Below are 17,321 nucleotides of genomic sequence, written 5' to 3'. Positions count from 1 at the left end.
CCCCCTCATGGCCTCGGTCACCACGGCATCATCGCACGGCGCGATGGCGGGCATCTTCGCCCAGCAGTCGATGCTGGTTTGAGAGCACAGATTCCCTTCTCCGGCACCGCCCCCTACGTCGTCGCCACCGTCGGCTGCCCAACAATACCAGCCAGTCTGCTGCCGGCCCCAATTGAGCCGTCGGCACGCCCTCATTGGAGTCGTTGGGAGCGGCGGCCGTAGATCCCAGAAGCAGTCGTTCGATCGAGTTGCCCGGTCTAAGGTGGACGGATCCGACACTGATGGTCGCTGCAGCCGCAGCAGCGTGACCGGCAGGAACATCGAGGTTAGGTGGGAACGGTTGCGAGGAGCGAACCCGCCCCCATGGTTGTTCAAGGTCGCCCGACGGTATGCCGCGGGTGATGCATGTTTGACAAGGTTTCAAAGTCGGCCCCGACTATTCGCCGGGGTCGAACTCACCTTTGAACAAGACTGTCTCCACCGGCCCGAGGGGATTGACGATCCGGCTCTCCAGGACTTCGACAAGTTTGCGTCCAACCGCCGCCATATCCACGAAATGAACGCCGATCTTCGCAGGCAGGAAGCGCGATAGCCGCGTGCTGTCCCGAGTGACAATGTGGATGTCACTGCCTGGCGCGAGACCTCTTCTGCCAAGAGCGTGTAATGCCCCCAGAAGGCCCAGTTCGTTGGCGCATGCCAAGCCCGTCGGCTGATCTGGCCAGGCCAGCATGCGATCGAACCAGGCTGCGCTCGATTCCATGGTGAACATTCCATGACCGATCAGCGACTGGTCGATCGGAATACCAGCCTCGGCCATTGCGCGTGCGTACCCGGAAAGACGCATGGCACTCGCCTGGTCCCCCGGAACGAGAAGTTGCAGCGCAATGCGTCGGCAGCCCTTGTCCATGAGCCGCCGGGTCGCCTCGTAGGCAATCTGTTCATTGTCGATGTCGACATAAGGATATGCTGTGTCCAGGTCAGTTCTTCCAAACGCGACGAATGGCATGCCTCTATCCAGCAATAGCTTAACGCGCGGATCGCCCGAGACCATGCGCGTGATAATCAGTCCGTCTGTGCTACCCGCCTGAAGCTGTCGCTGCACACTCTCGACGGGATCGTCATCGGGCGTGGTGGAATAGATGGACAGACTATAACCCGCTTGCCGCGCCGCCAGCGTCATGCCTTCGATCAAGGGAAGCTTCAACAGATCGGACAGATGGTCTTGTGTCTCCATCGGGTATACGGCCGTCATCGTCAGCGTGCGGCCGGTTTTGAGCGCGCGGCCATGATGATTTGGCACATAGTTGACCCGCTTCGCCGCCTCTTTGACGCGAGCGATGGTGGCGGGATGAACTTCCGGCCCATCCTTTAGAGCGCGCGACACCGTGGTCACCGAAAGGGAAAGTTCCGCCGCGATCTGTTTTAGATTGGCCACCTCGCCCGACCTCATTTTGTGAAAGCGCCGGCTGATCTTGCTGACCGTCACAACGTTACCGGATTCCACCTCACGGTCAATCCAAGCTCTCGCTAAAGCAGCTTGACTCTGGCACGCTGCGATGCAATCGTAACGTTACGATTACAAAGAAGCGGCTATTTTAAGCGCATCTTGACAAATCCTAGGGAGGAGAACCTATGTCCTGGCTACGCATTTCCTTGACGGCATTGGCTATCTCGGCGGCCGTGCCGGTCTATGCCCAATCAGTCACCATCACGACCGCGGGTGGCGACTATGGCAACGCCATGAAGGAGGCCATGTGGGGCCCTGCTGCCAAAGAGCTTGGCTATGATGTCCGCGAGGAGACCCTAAGCGACGGCCTGGCCGCCCTGAAGATGCAGGTCACCTCGGGTGCGGTCACGACCGACGTCATTCACCTGGGTTCACCGGAAGGAGCGCAGGCCGCCGCACAATCGCTGCTGGAGCCGCTCGACTACAAGATCATCGACCCAAAGGCCGTGCCGGACGGCGCAAAGTCCGACTACTGCTATCCGTTCGACTCCTATGGCACCGTCTTGTCGTGGAACACCAAGACCTATGGCGAGAACCCGCCGAAGACATGGGCGGAGTTCTGGGACGTTGCCAAATTTCCCGGCCGTCGTGCGCTGCGTGCCAATGCCCAAGACTCGATTGAGATCGCGCTGCTCTCTGATGGCGTAGCACCGGCGGACGTCTATCCCGTTCTCAGCACGCCGGAGGGTCTGGATCGCGCCATCAAGCGGCTTGAAGCAATCAAACCAAATGTCGCGGTGTGGTGGACTTCGGGAGCGCAGTCGGCGCAGTTGCTGAAAGATGGTGAGGCGGATTTGGTCGTTACCTGGAACGGGCGGGCCCAAACCGTGAAAGCGGATGGAGGCGCGGCCGACTACACGTTCAAGGGTTCGGTCATTGGTACCGACTGTCTTGCGGTGCCGAAGGGGGCGCCGAACAAGGAAGCAGCTATGAAGCTCATCGCGGCGATGACACAGCCCGCGCGCGTGGCGAAGTTGACCGACTTCATAGCCTATGGCCCGGTCAATCCTGCTGGCTATGAGGGTGGCCTTATCCCCGAAGACCGTCTCAAGACCCTGGCGACCGCGCCCGAAAATGCTGGCACTTCGGTGTTTTCGAATTCAGATTGGTGGGTCAAGAACGGTGAGGCTGCCCAAAAAGCCTTCGATGAGATGATGGCCCGCTGAGTCTCAGCTCTAAGGCTTGAGCACATGATGAAGTCGCTCCCGATCACCATCGACAGCGTCAGCAAGTCTTACGGGACCTATGTCGCACTGGATGATGTTTCGCTCCACATTCAAGCTGGCGAATTCCTCACGCTGCTAGGGCCATCGGGATCGGGCAAGACCACGCTGCTCATGGCTTTGGCCGGTTTTGTCCGGCCGGATTCCGGCAAACTCTTGTTGGGCGATCGGGACATTACTCGCCTGGCCCCCAACAAGCGGGACATCGGCATAGTGTTCCAGAACTACGCCCTGTTCCCCCACATGAACGTCCTGTCGAACGTCGAATATCCGTTGGCGCTGCGAAAGATGCCGAAGGCGGAGGCCCGTCGGCGAGCGCTTGACACATTGGCCCGCGTGAAACTGGAAGGTCTGGCGGAGCGCAACATTGCCGCATTGTCCGGCGGTCAGCGCCAGCGGGTGGCGCTGGCGCGGGCAATCGTCTTCGAGCCTCGCGTGATGCTGATGGACGAGCCGCTGTCGGCCCTCGACAAGAATCTGCGCGAAACCATGCAGTACGAAATCCGGCGTCTGCATGACGATCTGGGGATCACCACGATCTATGTGACGCATGACCAGCGCGAAGCGCTGATCATTTCAGACCGGATTGCGGTGATGAATTCCGGCCGCATCCAGCAGATCGACACGCCGCAGCGGATTTATGATCGCCCATCGACCCGCTTCGTCGCGGAGTTCATGGGTGAGGCCAACATTGTGGCCCCAGGCCTGGTGCGCAGAATCGACGGCGCCGATGCCTCGGGAGCCACTTTGATGATCCGCGCGGAAAGCTTCCATCTTGATGCAAGGCACGCCGGGCGAGATGGGATGGCGCTCGACGGAACACTACGCGCCAAGGCGTTTCGCGGCGAGAACTGGCTTTTGACTCTGGTGCTGGATGGCGGGCAAGAGGTTCTTGTCTGCATTCCGGCGGCCCTGGCCAGCGGCTGCGGCGAGCTTGCCACGGGCGCGCGGGTGACCGCTTATGCGCCAGCAGCGAAAGTTCACCCGTTGCCGGAAGCGAAAACGTGACCGCGACCGCAACCGCGGATCCCGCACTCGCGGCAGACGCCCTGCGCGAGCGGCGGTTCTTCCTGTCGCTTTCGCTGCCAGCGTTGTTCATCGTTGGACTGGCGGCGGTATTGCCTATCCTGTGGATCATCCGGCAATCCTTCCTGACCACGGGAGGCGAATACACTTTTAGCAATTACGAGAAGGTGCTTTCGAGCGGGCTGACGTGGTCGGCACTCGTCACAACCCTTGAGCTATCCTTGGCCACGCTGGCGATCTGCATTCTTCTCGGCACCCCGCTGGCGCTCGCTCTGGCCAGCGCCAGACCAAGGGTCGCCAATTTGCTGATGGCCTTCGTGATGCTGCCATTATGGACCTCAATCCTGGTGCGAACCTATGGCTGGCTCGTGCTCTTGCGGCGCGATGGCTTGATCAACGCGGCTTTGACAGGTTCAGGTCTGACAGCGGAGCCATTGCCGCTGGTCTACAACTTCACGGGAACGCTCATCGGCATGGTTCACTACATGCTGCCGCTCTTTTTGCTGCCCGTTTATGCCGCGATGCGCGATATCGACGCAAACCTCATTCGCGCGTCGTCGAGCATGGGAGCCTCTCTCGGGCAAGTGATCCGCAGAGTCATTCTGCCTCTTTCGGCCGGCGGCATCTTCTCGGGTTCGACGATCGTCTTTATCTACACCATAGGATTTTTCATCACGCCGGCGGTGCTTGGCGGCGGCAAAGTTAATCCTCTCTCTACCCGGATCGAGCGTACATTGTCGACCTTTCAGGACTGGGGTTCGGCGAGCGTCCTGGGCATTCTGCTCCTCGTTGTCATGGCGATGATCGGGATGATGTTTCTGGCGGCACGGCGACTGTTGACGCGCAACGGTGCGGCCCATGCTTGAGGCCTATCCTGACAACAGGCTGTTCCGCATTTTCCTGTGGGGCTTTTCCGTACTCGTGATGGCGTTTTTGATGTTGCCAACGCTCGTGGTCGTGCCGCTGTCCTTTTCGGCGTCCAATCTTCTCGAGTTCCCGCCGCGCGCATACTCGTTGCGCTGGTACGAGACTTTCTTCGGGTCGGCGACATGGATGACCGCACTCAGGACGAGCCTGATCCTTGGGACATTGACGGCGGTGGTCGCCGTACCGCTGGGGCTGCTGGCCTGCATTTCGATAAATCGGCTTGGCGGAAAGGCCGCCATTCTCATTCAGGGCATCCTGCTCACCCCGTCCATTGTGCCGGGCATCCTTCTGGCGATCGGGCTCTTCTTTGTTCTGGCGGCGCAACGTCTGGTCGGGACGCTGTTCGGTGTCCTGGTCGGGCATGTGGTGCTGGCCATTCCGGTCGCATGCATTGTGTTGTTGCCCGCTCTGGCCCGCTTTGACTGGAACCAGGTGCAGGCGGCGCGCAGCCTCGGCGCGAACTGGGCGAGAGCCATTGGCGGAATTATTGTCCCGCAACTTCAGATCAGTCTGTTGTCGGCGACATTGATGGCCTTTCTGACTTCGCTAGACGAGTCCGTCATTTCCATCTTCGTCGCAAGCGGCCAAAACAGCACGCTGCCGAAGCTTATGTTCCTGTCGCTGCGCGATCAGATCGATCCGACCATCGCGGCGATCTCGACATTATGGACCGTCATCGTCGTGGCCGTCGTCCTGATTGTGAGCCTTCGCCAAAAATCCTGACCGAGACTGGAAACATGCCTACACATCATCACCCAGCCGCCGATCTGGCGTATCAATCAACGGACATACCTCAAGTAGGGTTGGCCATCATCACCGGCTCGGCAAACTGGGGGCTTGCCTTCCCGGAAGATATCGAATTCGAGGGTGCGCGCACCTTGCGGCGCGACATGAGTTTTGAAACGCCTTTCGGTCGCTCCGACCACTGGAAGCTTCTCGAGTTCGATGCGTCGATTACAGCCGAAGGTAAAACGAAACGTGCATTGTGCATGTATTCGCACGGCAATCCGCGCGACCATATCGACCATTCCTGCCATCGCCGTGCGTTCTGGGTCTTGATGAACGCGGGTGTACGGCAAGTCCTCGCCTGCTCGACCGTCGGCGCCGTCAACAAGGCGATCCAGCCCGGAGACATGGTGGTGAGCGCCGATATCATCGAACTATCGCAGACCCCGTTTTCACTGCTGCCCGGCCGCCAGAGCTTCGACTGCTCGGGCAAGCAGATCGTATGTCCAAGATGTGCGGCATTGCTGGCCGAGACCGCCCGGCGCCATTGGCCTGCCGAATGCCGGGTCCATGGCATCGAACAGCAGTTGGTCGCTGCCCACTGCTACGGGCCGCGGTTGACAACCCCCGCTGAAGCTCTGGCGTATCGAAACATGGGAGCGGACGTGATCAACCATTCAATTGCCCCTGAGGCTACCTTGTCGCGCGAGATCGGCGCGTGTTTCGTGCCTCTTGCGTTCGTAACGGCAGGCTTTAATGACTATATGGACCGCAACCGCCAGGAATTGCTACAAAAAGACGTATTGCCGAAGCTCTCGATGACCGCCTCGCGGGTTGCGCTGGAGACCGCGGCGCGACTTCCGGCCAATCCGGAATGCTCTTGCCAAGGGTTAAAGTCGCCCCAACCAGCAGAGCGTTCCAGCCGGTTCTGAGGCGCGGGCGGAACATAGTTCGATACTTGGTCTGGATATTTCGAAGGCAGTGTTTCAAGTCCACGGCGTGCGCGCGGCGGGCGAGGTTGTCGTTCGCAGGAAGCTGACCCGTGGGCGCGTGCTGGCGTTTTTCCAGAGTTTACCGGGATGCCTGGTCGGGATCGAAGCCTGCAGTTCCTCGCATTATTGGCGAGAGAACTTACTGCGCGTGGCCATGATGTGCCGCTACTGCCGGCACAGTATGTGAAGGCATATGTGAAGCGTCAGAAGAACGATGCCGCAGATGTAGAGGCGATCTGTGATGCGGTGACCCGACCGACCATGCGCTTCGTGCCGGTGAAATCGCCCGAGCAGCAGAGTGTGATGATGCTGTCGCGCGGTACCGAAGCTTCAAGAGAGGCGTGTTGTGACGCCTGCCGCTCACCTTGATACGAAACCTGACGCAGGAGATTGTCTTCCGTCCAGGTGAGATAGGCGACCTCGACCACCATTTCAGGCCTGACCCAATGGACGCGCGACAGCTCAAGCGGCGAGCCGAACCGGCTCTCACGTGGTGGTGGGGCGTCGAGGGGCATTCGATCTACTTAAAGTGGTCCAAGCTGGCCAGCCAATCGCTTGAGCTCTGCAACCGTGATGCCCGTGCCGGCGCGGCCCGCGTACATCAGACGACCATCATCGGTGTAATAGCCGAGAAGCAGCGAGCCGATATGCGGGCGGCTTCCCGTCGGATCGGTCCAGCCGACGACGATGAATTCCTCTCTGTTGAGACATGCCCGGCCTGCGCTTCAGCGATCACGTGATCGGCGACCGGCCTGCGTTCCGCAAGCACGCCTGCCGGCTCTTTGACTTGACCCATAGCCCGCGATTGCCGGATGCATAGGCGCTGTCGATCCGCTTTGAGATAGGCCTTCCAGCCGCCCCTTGCGGTCGATGAGCGGCAGCTTCGCAATGCTTTCCCCGTTCAGGAACAGAAGATCGAAAGCAAAGAAGGCAAGATCGCCCGTGCGGCCCTCGTCCATAGCGGCCTGCAGGCGGCTGAAGGAGGTGACACCGTCGGCCCGAACGGCGCACAGCTCCCGTCGACATACGCTCCTTTCACCGGGAGCGCGCGCAGGGCCGCTATCGTCGCTCGATAGCGATGCGACCAATCGAGGCCGGTGCGGGTAAGCAAGCGGATGTCGCTGCCGTCGATCCGCGCGTGCATGCGGTAGCCGTCGTACTTGATTTCGTGAAGCCAGTTCGGGCCGTCGGGCGCTTCGTCGACGAGGCGCGTGAGCTGGGGCTCGATCCATTTCGGCGCATGGGTTTTATTCGGCTTTGTGGGATTCACCGTCTTGCGCGCCAATGAGATAAAGCGTCGTCATGCGGGCGAGACTACCACATGATAACCGCTGCAGCTTTATCGGAAATCCCGCGTCTTCACCTTGATCCGTTCGATGTGCTCGTATGGATCGACGATATCGCGCGTTTTCGGCATGCCGCGCGGATCGATGCCCGATCCGCCATGATGGGCCTCGTCACCGCGGCCGTGTGGCAATGGAAATGGCGTGTCGCGGTTTCCGACGCTGGCGAGTTCGGCCGAAAGATCGGTCAACTCGTGGGCGACGAGATGCACCACCTCCCCTTCCCGCTGGATGCGGCCGCGCACGCCGAGCATGGCCGACGAAAGAAGCACGCGCCGGAATTTCTCGAACACCTTGACCCAGACAACGACGTTGGCGGCGCCGGTCTCATCTTCCATGGTGAGGAACATGACGCCTTTGGCCGAGCCTGGCCTTTGCCGCACCAGCACCAGGCCGGCGGCCTCGAGCCATCGTTTGTCCCGCGCCTGCATGGCTTCCTGGCAAGTCACGATGCGACGCCGGCGTAGATCGGCGCGTAGAAATGACACCGGATGGCTGCGCAAGGTCAGCCCGACATGGCCATAATCCTCGACAACCTCGCGCCCGGCCGTCATCGGCCTGAGTGCAATGGGAGGCTCCTGGATCTCCGGCACGGTTTTCTGTTCGCGGGACGTGGCGGCCGCAAACAGCGGCAAAGGTTCATCGCGCAACGCTTTAATCGCCCAGAGCGCATCGCGGCGGGCAAGATTCATATCCGGCAGAAAGGCGTCGGCCTCGGCGAGCTGCACAAGCGACGCCGCCGGCACGCCGGCGCGGCGCCAGAGATCGTCTACCGAGACGAAGAGCTCATCGGCCCGCGCCGCAATGATCGCCGCCCCGTCATCATTGGCGAGACCCTTCACCATGCGCAGGCCGAGCCGGACAGCGAAGCGGTCATCGGCATCGGTCGGCTCCAGCGTGCAATCCCAGCGGCTGGCATTGACGCAGACCGGACGCACCTCGGCGCCATGATCGCGAGCGTCGCGTACGATCTGGGCCGGCAGATAAAACCCCATTGGCTGCGAATTCAGCAACGCGGCACAGAAGACATCCGGATGCCAGCACTTCATCCAGGATGAGGCGTAGGCGATCAAAGCGAAGGAGGCGGCGTGGCTTTCGGGGAAGCCGTAGCTGCCGAACCCTTCGAGTTGCGAGAAGGTCTTTTCGGCAAACTCCGGGGTGTAGCCGTTGGCGATCATGCCGTTGATCAGCTTGTCGCGGAATTTCGAGACGCCGCCAGTGTGCTTGAAGGTGGCCATGGCGCGCCGCAGCTGATCGGCCTCGCCGGCAGAAAAGCCGGCGCAGACCATCGAGACCTGCATCGCCTGCTCCTGAAACAGCGGCACGCCGAGCGTCTTGCCGAGCACGCGCTCGAGCTCCGGCGTCGGAAACGTCACCTCTTCCGTCCCGTCGCGCCGGCGAAGATAGGGATGGACCATGTCGCCCTGGATCGGACCAGGTCGAACGATCGCAACCTCGATGACAAGGTCTTAAAATGCCCTGGGCTTCATGCGCGGCAGCATCGACATCTGCGCGCGGGATTCGATCTGAAACACGCCAAGCGTGTCGGCCTTGCGAATCATCGCATAGGTGCGCGGATCCTCGGCCGGGATCGTCGCCAGATCGAGGGCGATGCATTTGTGCTCGGACAGGAGATCGAAGGAACGCTTCATCGCGGTCAGCATTCCGAGCGCCAGCACGTCGACCTTCATAAATTTCAGCGCGTCGATGTCGTCCTTGTCCCACTCCACGACCTGGCGATCCTTCATCGCCGCCGGCTCGATTGGCACGAGATCGTCGAGCCGGTCATGCGTCAGGACAAAGCCGCCCGGATGCTGCGAGAGGTGACGCGGCGTGCCGGCAAGTTGCGCGGCGAGTTCAAGGGTCAGCCGCAGTCGGCGATCGCCGAGATTGAGATTGAGCTCGCCGGCGCGCTGCTCGTCGACTGCTTCGCCATGGCCCCAGACCTGCGAGGACAGAAGTTTGGTCATGTCCTCGGGCAGGCCGAGCGCCTTGCCGACATCGCGGACAGCACCTTTGGTCCGATAGCGAATAACCGTGGAGCACAATGCTGCGTGATCGCGACCGTAGGTCTCGTAGACCCACTGCATGACGATCTCACGCCGTTCATGCTCGAAATCGACATCGATGTCGGGCGGCTCGCGCCGTTCCTGCGAAACGAACCTCTCGAACAGGAGGTTGTTGCGTTCGGGATCGGTGGAGGTGACGCCAAGCACATAGCAGACCGCTGAATTGGCGGCCGAGCCGCGGCCTTGGCAGAGGATGTCCTGGCTGCGAGCGAAGCGGACGATCGAGTTGACGGTCAGGAAGTACGGCGCATATCTGAGCGTCTCGATCAGCCGCAGCTCGTGCTTCAGAATCTTGATCACCTTGTCGGGCAAGCCCTCGGGGTAACGGCGGGCCGCACCTTCCCAGGTCAGTTTTTCCAGCGCCTGCTGCGCCGTGAGGCCCGGCATCGTTTTTTCCTCGGGGTATTGATAGGCGAGCTCGTCGAGCGAGAACCGGCAGCGGCCGGCGATTTCGACGGTGCGCGCCAGGGCCTCAGGATAACGGCTGAACAGCCGCGCCATTTCATCGCCCGGTTTGAGATAGCGGTCGGCATGACGTTCACGCCGGAAGCCGGCGTCATCGATGGTGACGTTGTGGCGAATGCAGGTGACGACATCCTGCATCACGCGGCGGGCCGGCTCGTGGAAGAGCACATCGTTGGTGACCACGGTGGGCACGCGCATCGCGACCGCCAGGTTTGCCAGCTCGTAAAGTCGCACCTGGTCGTTCGGGCGTCTGCGCAAGGTGAGCGCCAGATAGGCGCGATCACCGAAGATCTTGCGCAACCGCCGCAGCCGAACGGCGCAAAGAACATCCGCTTCGTCCGGCACCAGGACCGCGATCAGTCCTTCGCCATAGGCGACGACATCATGCCATTCCAGATGACACTTCGCCTTGCCGGCCCTGCCCTTGCCGAGCGACAGCAGGCGGCAGAGCCGCGAATAGGCCGGTCGATCGGTTGGATAGGCCAGGATCGACATGCCGTCGGCGAGATCGAGACGGCAGCCGACGATCAGCCGGACGCCTGTCGTCTTTGCCGCTTCATGCGCGCGCACGATGCCGGCAAGCGAATTGCGATCGACGACAGCGAGCGCTTCGATGCCGAGCAGTGCCGCCTGCGCAAACAGCTCCTCGCAGGATGATGCTCCACGCAGGAACGAGAAATGCGAGGTCACCTGCAACTCGGCATATCGGGTGGCGCCTCTCATCCGAAGATCCCGTGCATGAACCATTTGTGCGATCCGGTCGCGGCATCCTCCCCGTCGCCGGCACGGAAGACCCAGTAGCGTTCGCCGTTCTCGTCCTCGACCTGGAAATAATCCCGCACCGCCGCGAGCTCGGCGTCGCGCTTCCACCATTCCCCGAAGATGCGCTCCGGGCCGTCTGCCCGTTTCACGCGTCGGCGGACGCCGCGCCAGGTAAAGGTCACGGGCGGATGGTCGGGAAGAAGTGCTACCGTCTCGATCGGCTCGGGCCGCGGCAGCAGCCGCGACGGTCGCGGCCAATGGCCCGGCCAGCCCTCGCCGGTATCAGGCGCCATCGGGGCAATGCGTTGAACCGACCGTTCGGGAACGTCGCTCTGCACCGGGGCGAAGGGTAGAGCCGGTCCTCGCCGACACGGTTGGCGAGGATGTCGATCACATCCGAGACGTCCGGCTCCGGCGCCTCGGCAAGTGAAGAGATCGTCTGTTTCGCCCGCAGCGGCTCGGCGGCCGTCGCGGCAAGCCGCATCAGCTCAATGCCAAATCCGGGATCGATGGTGTCGATCTTGTCGGTGAGCAGCCGGGTCAGGCGCTTCACATCGCGAACCGGCGTTGCCGTGCCGACACGGATCGCCTCGATGCGATTGTCGACGCGGAAGAACAGAAGATCGAGCCGGCGTGCGCCAAGTCCTCGCGTCTCGAGTGAGGCGCACAGTTCAGCGACCAGCTTGCCGGTATAGCGCGCGATTGTTTCTGCCGCGCCGATCGGCTCGGCAAAATTGCGGCGCACTTCGACGATTTCCTGCGGTCGGATCGGCTCTATCGGTTCACTCACCCGCCCGAACGCCTGGTCGAGGCGGCGGCCGGGTTCCGGTCCAAAACGCAAGGTGAGCGACGCGCGTGGCGTAGCGGCGAGGTCCGCAATTATCTCGAAGCCAAGCCGTCGCAGGCCGTCGATCGTCACGGCGGGAAGACGGAGGGCAGCGATCGGCAAAGGCAGGATCGCTTGGGCAATCTTGCCGGATGGAACCACAGGCGTTTGCCGTGTACTGAAGCGGGCCATCGCGTGGGCTGCGCCCCAAGTGTCGGCGACCGCGGCGCGTGCGATGAGGCCCGACGCGGCAAGGCGATCCACCATATCGGTAAGCATCGCCGCCTCGCCGCCATGCAGATGGTCGGCGCCGGTCGTGTCGATGACGATGCCGTCCGGTGGATCCGAGGCGACGACAGGTGCATAGCGGCGCAGCGCCCACAACGCCAACCGCTCGAGCGCGATTTCGTCGGCGTCGGGCTCAGCGTCGTGAACAATCAGGCCCGGAACAAGGGCCTGCGCCTTGTTCGCCGGCATGCCGATGCGCAGGCCTGCTGCGTGTGCTGGCGCGTCGGCGGCAAGCACAACACGGCGGCGTCCGTCGCGTCCGATCAAAACGAGCGGCGTCTCAGGCGGAGGCGCGGCGTCGCCCGATTTCCTTCTGAAGCGGTCTGTTGGCCACATCGGAAGGAAGAGCGATACGACCCTTGGCATCGCAAGCCTCCACTTTGAAATCTGCACTGTCTCCTGCACGGCATCGGATCAGTTCAACGTGCCAGCGCGCCCGTCCAATCCCCGGCACCGGCAATGGTGTCGACGGCAGGACCGACACCCGCCAGCGTGTCTCGGCGGCGGTTGGCTGGCCAAAATCCGTTGCCTCCGTCTGCCGACGCCAGCGGCGAATGGCGATGCCGATGGCGCCGGAGCTTTCGGCAGCAAGCTGAAGCCGCCGTGAGGCCGTCATCGAAAGCCTTGCAATCTCAGCAACGACAGCGCCAAAACCGCCGCGAAGACCCTCTTCGAAACAGGCGAGAACGGATTTTTCGTCGCCGGCTTCGACATAGATTACCCGTCCAGGAGGAAGACCGGCCTGTTCGATCGCAGGCGCGAAAAGATCGGGCCGGGTAACGCACCACAGCACCTTTCCGACAGTGCGCGCGGCAATACCGGCAGCGAAGAGTGCCGCGGCTGCCCCATCGACGGAGCCATTTCCACCACCCGCGACCTCGTGCAGACCGCCAAAAGCCAATCCCCCTCCCGGCAGAACCCTGTCAATCGCGGCCACTCCGAACGGCAAAACAGTGCGAGCGCACGCGTTTCCGCCTTCGAGGCGCGCTATGCGGTCTCGAAGCTCGGAAATGGCAGCAGGGGGCGCCGATACACTCATCTGACCCTTGAAACGCGGAAAGCCCGTGATATGTTCTACATTTGTTCTCGTCTTGACTCAAAGTCAACCGGGATGATGTCGTGCCCCTGCGGAAGGAGGCATTCGATGCTCGGGCCATATCCTTCGATGCGAAAATGCGAGTTCCATTTTTGGACTTTGGGCGACACGAGTGTCCGAAATTTGTAGCATATTTCGGACATGCCCATAGTTGAGGCCGATGCCGATCTTCGCTCGCGCCTGCTTGCCCGCATCGAGTCCAAACCCGACGAGGTCTGGACCCCCGGCGACTTCGCCGATCTCGGCGCGCGCGCCGCCGTGGACAAAACCCTGCAGCGCCTGGCAGCCGCCGGGGAGCTGCGCCGGATCGACCGAGGCCTCTATGACCGGCCGCGCACGAACAACCTGACTGGCCGCGCCACCGTGCCGGACTATCGCGCTGTGATCCGCGCCGTCACGCGCCGCGATCGGGCGCGCGCCGTCATCGATGGTATGACGGCCGCCAACGACCTCGGCCTGACGACCGCCGTCCCCGCCCGACTAGAAGTGCTGGTCGATGCGCGGTTGAAGCCAATCAAGCTCGGCACGCAGGAAATCCACTTCAAATACGCTGCCCCTTGCCGCCTCTATTGGGCGGATCGGCCGGGGATGCGGGTCGTCCAGGCTTTGCGTCCTGACCCAAAAGGGCGAGCAGAAGCGTATCCAGGCAACGTTGCGCCGCCTGTTTGCCGACCCCAAGCACGGCGAGGCCATTCGCGAGGATCTGCGCGCCGGTCTCTCCGCCGTGCCGATCTGGATGCAGGAGTTCCTCCGCGAAATCCTGAGGGCGGACCCGCACGAAGGCGAAGCCATGAGTACCGATGCTTACCGCCAGATCATCGCGACATCCCCACGTGACCGGCTCGACCTGTTCCTCGCCACGGCCAATCGGATCGGAGCTCCGGTGGGCAATGTCGAAAAGGATTTCTGGGTCTGCTGGACCCTCAATTCGCTCTACCACGAACGGCCTGCGGAGGAGCCACGGCTGCTTTTCGACGGCGGGACGTCGCTGTCCAAAGGCTATGGCCTCATTCAGCGTTTTTCCGAGGACATGGACGTTACCGTGTTCCGCGACGATCTCGACGAGGCTGCCTCCGTCGAAGAGCTTGAGAGACTGCCGAACAAGAAGCGCCACGCCAAGCTAGACGCCATCCGGGACGCGCGGCCTGATTGCTGCAGATCCATCGGCCCATGTAGCCCGGACACAAAATAGGCGGGAGTAACCAGCTTTCCACAGGCGAAGCTGGGTTGAACGGTATCAAGGCTTGCCGATCAGACACTCTCAAGTTTTGGTGAGAGAATAAAATCGAAAACGGGCTGGGGCTGGTCAGGCTTTGGCTCTGGCAAAACACCCCGGGAAGTTACGGCTGCTTCGGCATATTCTGCAAGCGCGGCAGGTGTCATCCCGAGTGCGGTCTCAAAGAGCCGGCTCGGCATCGTCACCACCCGACGAAAAAGCGCGGCAGCTTTTGTCGCATGGCGCACGGCAGCGACCCGCTTTCCCTCTCGGATTTTCACCCCGGCTGCGGCCAACAGGATCAGTCCTTTGAAGAACAGGCGGTGCTGCGTGCTTCGTTTCGCAGCGTGCCAAAGAGGCTCCCAAGCCTCATGGGCTTCCCAGTAATAGCCGTGGTTGAAAAGGTCGATTCCCCATCGAAAGACGTCCGAGCCCAGTGCTTCCGCAAGGGCGATGGTCACGGGCTCGTTTCGGTAGCTATGGCCCAAGGGGTCACGTACCGGATGTGGATGTTTGCCAGGCAGGTACGCATAGGTCGGAAAACTCTTTTCGGGCAGCAGGCGAGGACGAGACATAGGCCCAGCAAGCATGAAAGCGCGTTCATGGCAATTCATGTTACATGGAGCTGACGGCATAGGCTTCGTAGGTCAGAGCTGAGGCCGTGGATGGGGTTGAGTTCCGGTTTCTGGAGATTTTCCTCCCAATTCCAGACTGCCAATTATGCGACTTTCGAAGCACAAATCATGAACATCTGTTGGGCCTGAACTTGCTAACTCAACGTCGGCTTTGCGCAGCATGTCAGTCGCTGGGCAGACCCTACCTGCATCTCAAAAGCAGCCACTCGAGTGAACACCCGAGCCGGCGCGACCAAGTTTGCCCATCCACTCGAGGTTCACCAACATGTGGGACGTCACCGAGCGCACAGCGCGGCGGAAGATCAAAAAAAGGGGCACTCGGCGCCGTCCTCGCACCAACGCTTGCTTCATAGTATCGCCGTTGCGGGACTCTTTAGCTAAATATCCTCAAGGTCCGTCCTCTAGCGCCTTGACCGCCAAGCGGGCCAATTCGCGCTCGTGCGCCCTATACTCTTCTTTTGTGTACTGATAGCCCCAATCCACACTGGGCCAATCTGGCTTGATTTTGCTTGCCAAACGGCCTTGCGCCCGCGCGTCTTCGAGACGCCCGAGCTTCGCCAGGCATCCAGCGGCATAGACGTGGATATAGTAATAGGGGCTGCTGATACTGGCGAAAGACCTTATCGCCTCCTCGTACTGTCGCGTCATCATGAACGCCATGCCCATGGTCTCGCTGAGAGAGGCCGGAAGGAACAGCGGGCTGGCTCGGACAGTTTTGACTGACCTCTCGATGGCTTCGCTCGCGTGACCTGTGCAAAGGAGATAGTACGCCATCATGTCATTGAGATCGGCGTTATCGGGTGTCAGCCGGAGGGCACGCTGAAAGGTCTCCGACGCCGCGTCAAAGTTCTTGTCGAGCATGAGGCACATCCCGCGAATAGCCAAGCACCTGCTGTCCTCGCCGTCGAGCCGCACGGCGAGTTCTGTTTCTGTGTTTGCTTTTTCCAACGCATGTGGGGCAAGCGTTTGCCAATAGACGCGAACGTGCATATGGCCCACCGCCGCATGAGCGCGGGCAAAGTTTGGATCAAGCTTCACCGCACTTTCGAATTCCGCCATGGCTTGCGGAATGTCATCGTTGCGCCAGCGATTGACAATCTCCATACCGCGCAAGTAATGGTCATAAGCGCCCAAGCTCTCGGTCGGTTTGCGCCGCGAGGCCTTCACAACGTCGGATTCAACGTATCCTGGAACGGCGGCGACGATGCTTCGAGTCACTTCGTCCTGAACTGCGAAGATGTCTTCCAGGTCACGATCATAGCGCTCCGCCCAGACGTGACTACCGGTCGCTGCCTCAATCAACTGGGCAGTTATGCGCACGCGCCTGCCGGCCCTGCGAACGCTGCCCTCCACCAAGTAGCGTACGCAAAGCTTTCGCCCCGCTTCCGCGATGTCGACGGCGGTTCCCTTGAACGTGAAGGACGAGTTTCGTGCAATCACGAACAGTCCACGATTGCGCGCCAGTTCAGTGATAATGTCCTCTGTGATGCCGTCGGCGAAGTACTCCTGCTCGTGATCGCCACTCATGTTAGTGAACGGGAGAATGCCAATCGACGGTCTGCTATCGACCGGTTCCTGCGACACGCCCTGCGGTGTTGGGGTGATACCCGTCATGATGCGGAAGGCTCTCACCGGCCGAGTAATATTCTTGAGCGTCACCTCGCCCAAGTCCATGGCCGAGACGTCGACTTTGCCCCGAATTTCGTCATTTACCTTGCCGGAAATGCAGATGCCGCCCGGTTCCGAGAGACCTTCAAGGCGAGCAGCGATGTTCACCCCATCGCCAAAAATATCCGACCCCTCGCCAACGACCTCTCCAAGATTTAGCCCGATCCGCAATATGACCCGTTTGCGATCAGCCAGATGTTCATTGGACTCGGCCATCCGGTTCTGCACGTCGAGAGCGCACCTTAAGGCATTAACTGCGCTAGCGAATTCGACAAGCACACCATCACCGATGAACTTCACGATTCGTCCGTCATTCTCGCGGACGAGGGGCTCGATGATTTCCTTCCTACGTTCTCTGAGCGCCGAGAGAGTCCCTGTTTCGTCGGCCTCCATGAGGCGAGAGTAGCCGACGACGTCGGCAACAAGAATCGCTGCAAGGCGGCGATGCGCAGATGCTTGATTCACCTTCTACCTACTGATCAGGTTCGCTAGCTTTTACGCTATTGGCAAATCCTGCCAGAGCATAGCAGTGCCTGCGGCTTAGGCAAATGG

Annotated in this window: 12 protein-coding genes and 5 pseudogenes; 9 read left to right on the top strand and 8 right to left on the bottom strand. The window is 61.1% G+C overall.

Annotation, left to right across the window (positions count from 1 at the left end):
* Positions 1–82: pseudogene (locus tag NKI49_RS23105) on the top strand (FAD-dependent oxidoreductase); the annotation flags it as partial.
* A gap of 354 nt (positions 83–436) precedes the next feature.
* Here the strand turns inward: NKI49_RS23105 and NKI49_RS23100 are convergent.
* Positions 437–1,486, bottom strand: coding sequence for a LacI family DNA-binding transcriptional regulator (locus tag NKI49_RS23100; protein WP_352606223.1), 1,050 nt, complete (start codon positions 1,484–1,486; stop codon positions 437–439).
* A 146-nt stretch (positions 1,487–1,632) separates the two neighbouring features.
* On the opposite strand from NKI49_RS23100, the gene NKI49_RS23095 reads away from it, so the two are divergent.
* The 6 genes and pseudogenes from NKI49_RS23095 to NKI49_RS23070 form a co-directional block, all read left to right on the top strand.
* Positions 1,633–2,673 carry an ABC transporter substrate-binding protein gene (locus NKI49_RS23095; RefSeq protein WP_352606221.1) on the top strand — a complete coding sequence of 347 codons (1,041 nt, stop codon included), beginning with the start codon at positions 1,633–1,635 and terminating at the stop codon, positions 2,671–2,673.
* 27 nt (positions 2,674–2,700) lie between these two features.
* Positions 2,701–3,738: an ABC transporter ATP-binding protein gene (locus NKI49_RS23090; protein ID WP_352606229.1), complete on the top strand. Its 1,038-nt coding sequence runs from the start codon at positions 2,701–2,703 to the stop codon at positions 3,736–3,738.
* A complete protein-coding gene (locus NKI49_RS23085; protein WP_352606219.1) occupies positions 3,735–4,622 on the top strand; it encodes an ABC transporter permease in 888 nt (295 codons plus the stop codon). Before NKI49_RS23090 ends, NKI49_RS23085 begins: the two co-directional genes overlap by 4 nt.
* The gene (locus NKI49_RS23080; protein WP_352606217.1) at positions 4,615–5,406 is read left to right on the top strand and encodes an ABC transporter permease; all 792 of its coding nucleotides are present in this window, start codon (positions 4,615–4,617) and stop codon (positions 5,404–5,406) included. The genes NKI49_RS23085 and NKI49_RS23080 overlap by 8 nt, the downstream gene beginning before the upstream one ends.
* A 14-nt stretch (positions 5,407–5,420) precedes the next feature.
* Positions 5,421–6,341, top strand: coding sequence for a phosphorylase family protein (locus NKI49_RS23075; protein WP_352606215.1), 921 nt, complete (start codon positions 5,421–5,423; stop codon positions 6,339–6,341).
* Between the two features lie 22 nt (positions 6,342–6,363).
* Positions 6,364–6,719: pseudogene (locus NKI49_RS23070) on the top strand (IS110 family transposase); the annotation flags it as partial.
* On the opposite strand, the pseudogene NKI49_RS23065 reads toward NKI49_RS23070, so the two are convergent.
* The 5 genes and pseudogenes from NKI49_RS23065 to NKI49_RS23045 form a co-directional block, all read right to left on the bottom strand.
* A pseudogene (locus tag NKI49_RS23065) lies at positions 6,605–7,048 on the bottom strand (ATP dependent DNA ligase). The pseudogenes NKI49_RS23070 and NKI49_RS23065 overlap by 115 nt on opposite strands.
* A 254-nt stretch (positions 7,049–7,302) precedes the next feature.
* Positions 7,303–7,686, bottom strand: coding sequence for an ATP-dependent DNA ligase (locus NKI49_RS23060; RefSeq protein ID WP_352606213.1), 384 nt, complete (start codon positions 7,684–7,686; stop codon positions 7,303–7,305).
* Between the two features lie 54 nt (positions 7,687–7,740).
* Positions 7,741–11,001, bottom strand: a pseudogene (locus tag NKI49_RS23055) (error-prone DNA polymerase).
* Positions 10,998–12,520 (bottom strand): annotated as a pseudogene (locus NKI49_RS23050) (Y-family DNA polymerase). Before NKI49_RS23050 ends, NKI49_RS23055 begins: the two co-directional pseudogenes overlap by 4 nt.
* Positions 12,435–13,193, bottom strand: a complete 759-nt coding sequence (locus NKI49_RS23045) for an ImuA family protein (protein WP_352606211.1) — start codon at positions 13,191–13,193, stop codon at positions 12,435–12,437. Before NKI49_RS23045 ends, NKI49_RS23050 begins: the two are co-directional and overlap by 86 nt.
* Positions 13,194–13,391: 198 nt before the next feature.
* Here NKI49_RS23045 and NKI49_RS23040 point away from each other — a divergent pair, with 198 nt between their 5' ends.
* Both NKI49_RS23040 and NKI49_RS23035 read left to right on the top strand, forming a co-directional pair.
* Entirely contained in the window at positions 13,392–14,087 is a 696-nt protein-coding gene (locus NKI49_RS23040; protein ID WP_352606209.1) for a DUF6088 family protein, read from the top strand.
* A complete protein-coding gene (locus NKI49_RS23035; RefSeq protein ID WP_502899593.1) occupies positions 14,041–14,442 on the top strand; it encodes a nucleotidyl transferase AbiEii/AbiGii toxin family protein in 402 nt (133 codons plus the stop codon). Before NKI49_RS23040 ends, NKI49_RS23035 begins: the two co-directional genes overlap by 47 nt.
* A 59-nt stretch (positions 14,443–14,501) precedes the next feature.
* Here the strand turns inward: NKI49_RS23035 and NKI49_RS23030 are convergent, their stop codons facing one another.
* Entirely contained in the window at positions 14,502–14,927 is a 426-nt protein-coding gene (locus NKI49_RS23030; protein ID WP_352606207.1) for a DUF309 domain-containing protein, read from the bottom strand.
* A gap of 561 nt (positions 14,928–15,488) precedes the next feature.
* Positions 15,489–17,234, bottom strand: coding sequence for an adenylate/guanylate cyclase domain-containing protein (locus NKI49_RS23025; RefSeq protein ID WP_352606205.1), 1,746 nt, complete (start codon positions 17,232–17,234; stop codon positions 15,489–15,491).
* Positions 17,235–17,321 lie beyond the last annotated feature (87 nt).

The organism is Mesorhizobium sp. M0587, assembly GCF_040320945.1.
GTDB lineage: Bacteria > Pseudomonadota > Alphaproteobacteria > Rhizobiales > Rhizobiaceae > Mesorhizobium.
This window is presented reverse-complemented; position numbering and strand designations above follow the sequence as displayed.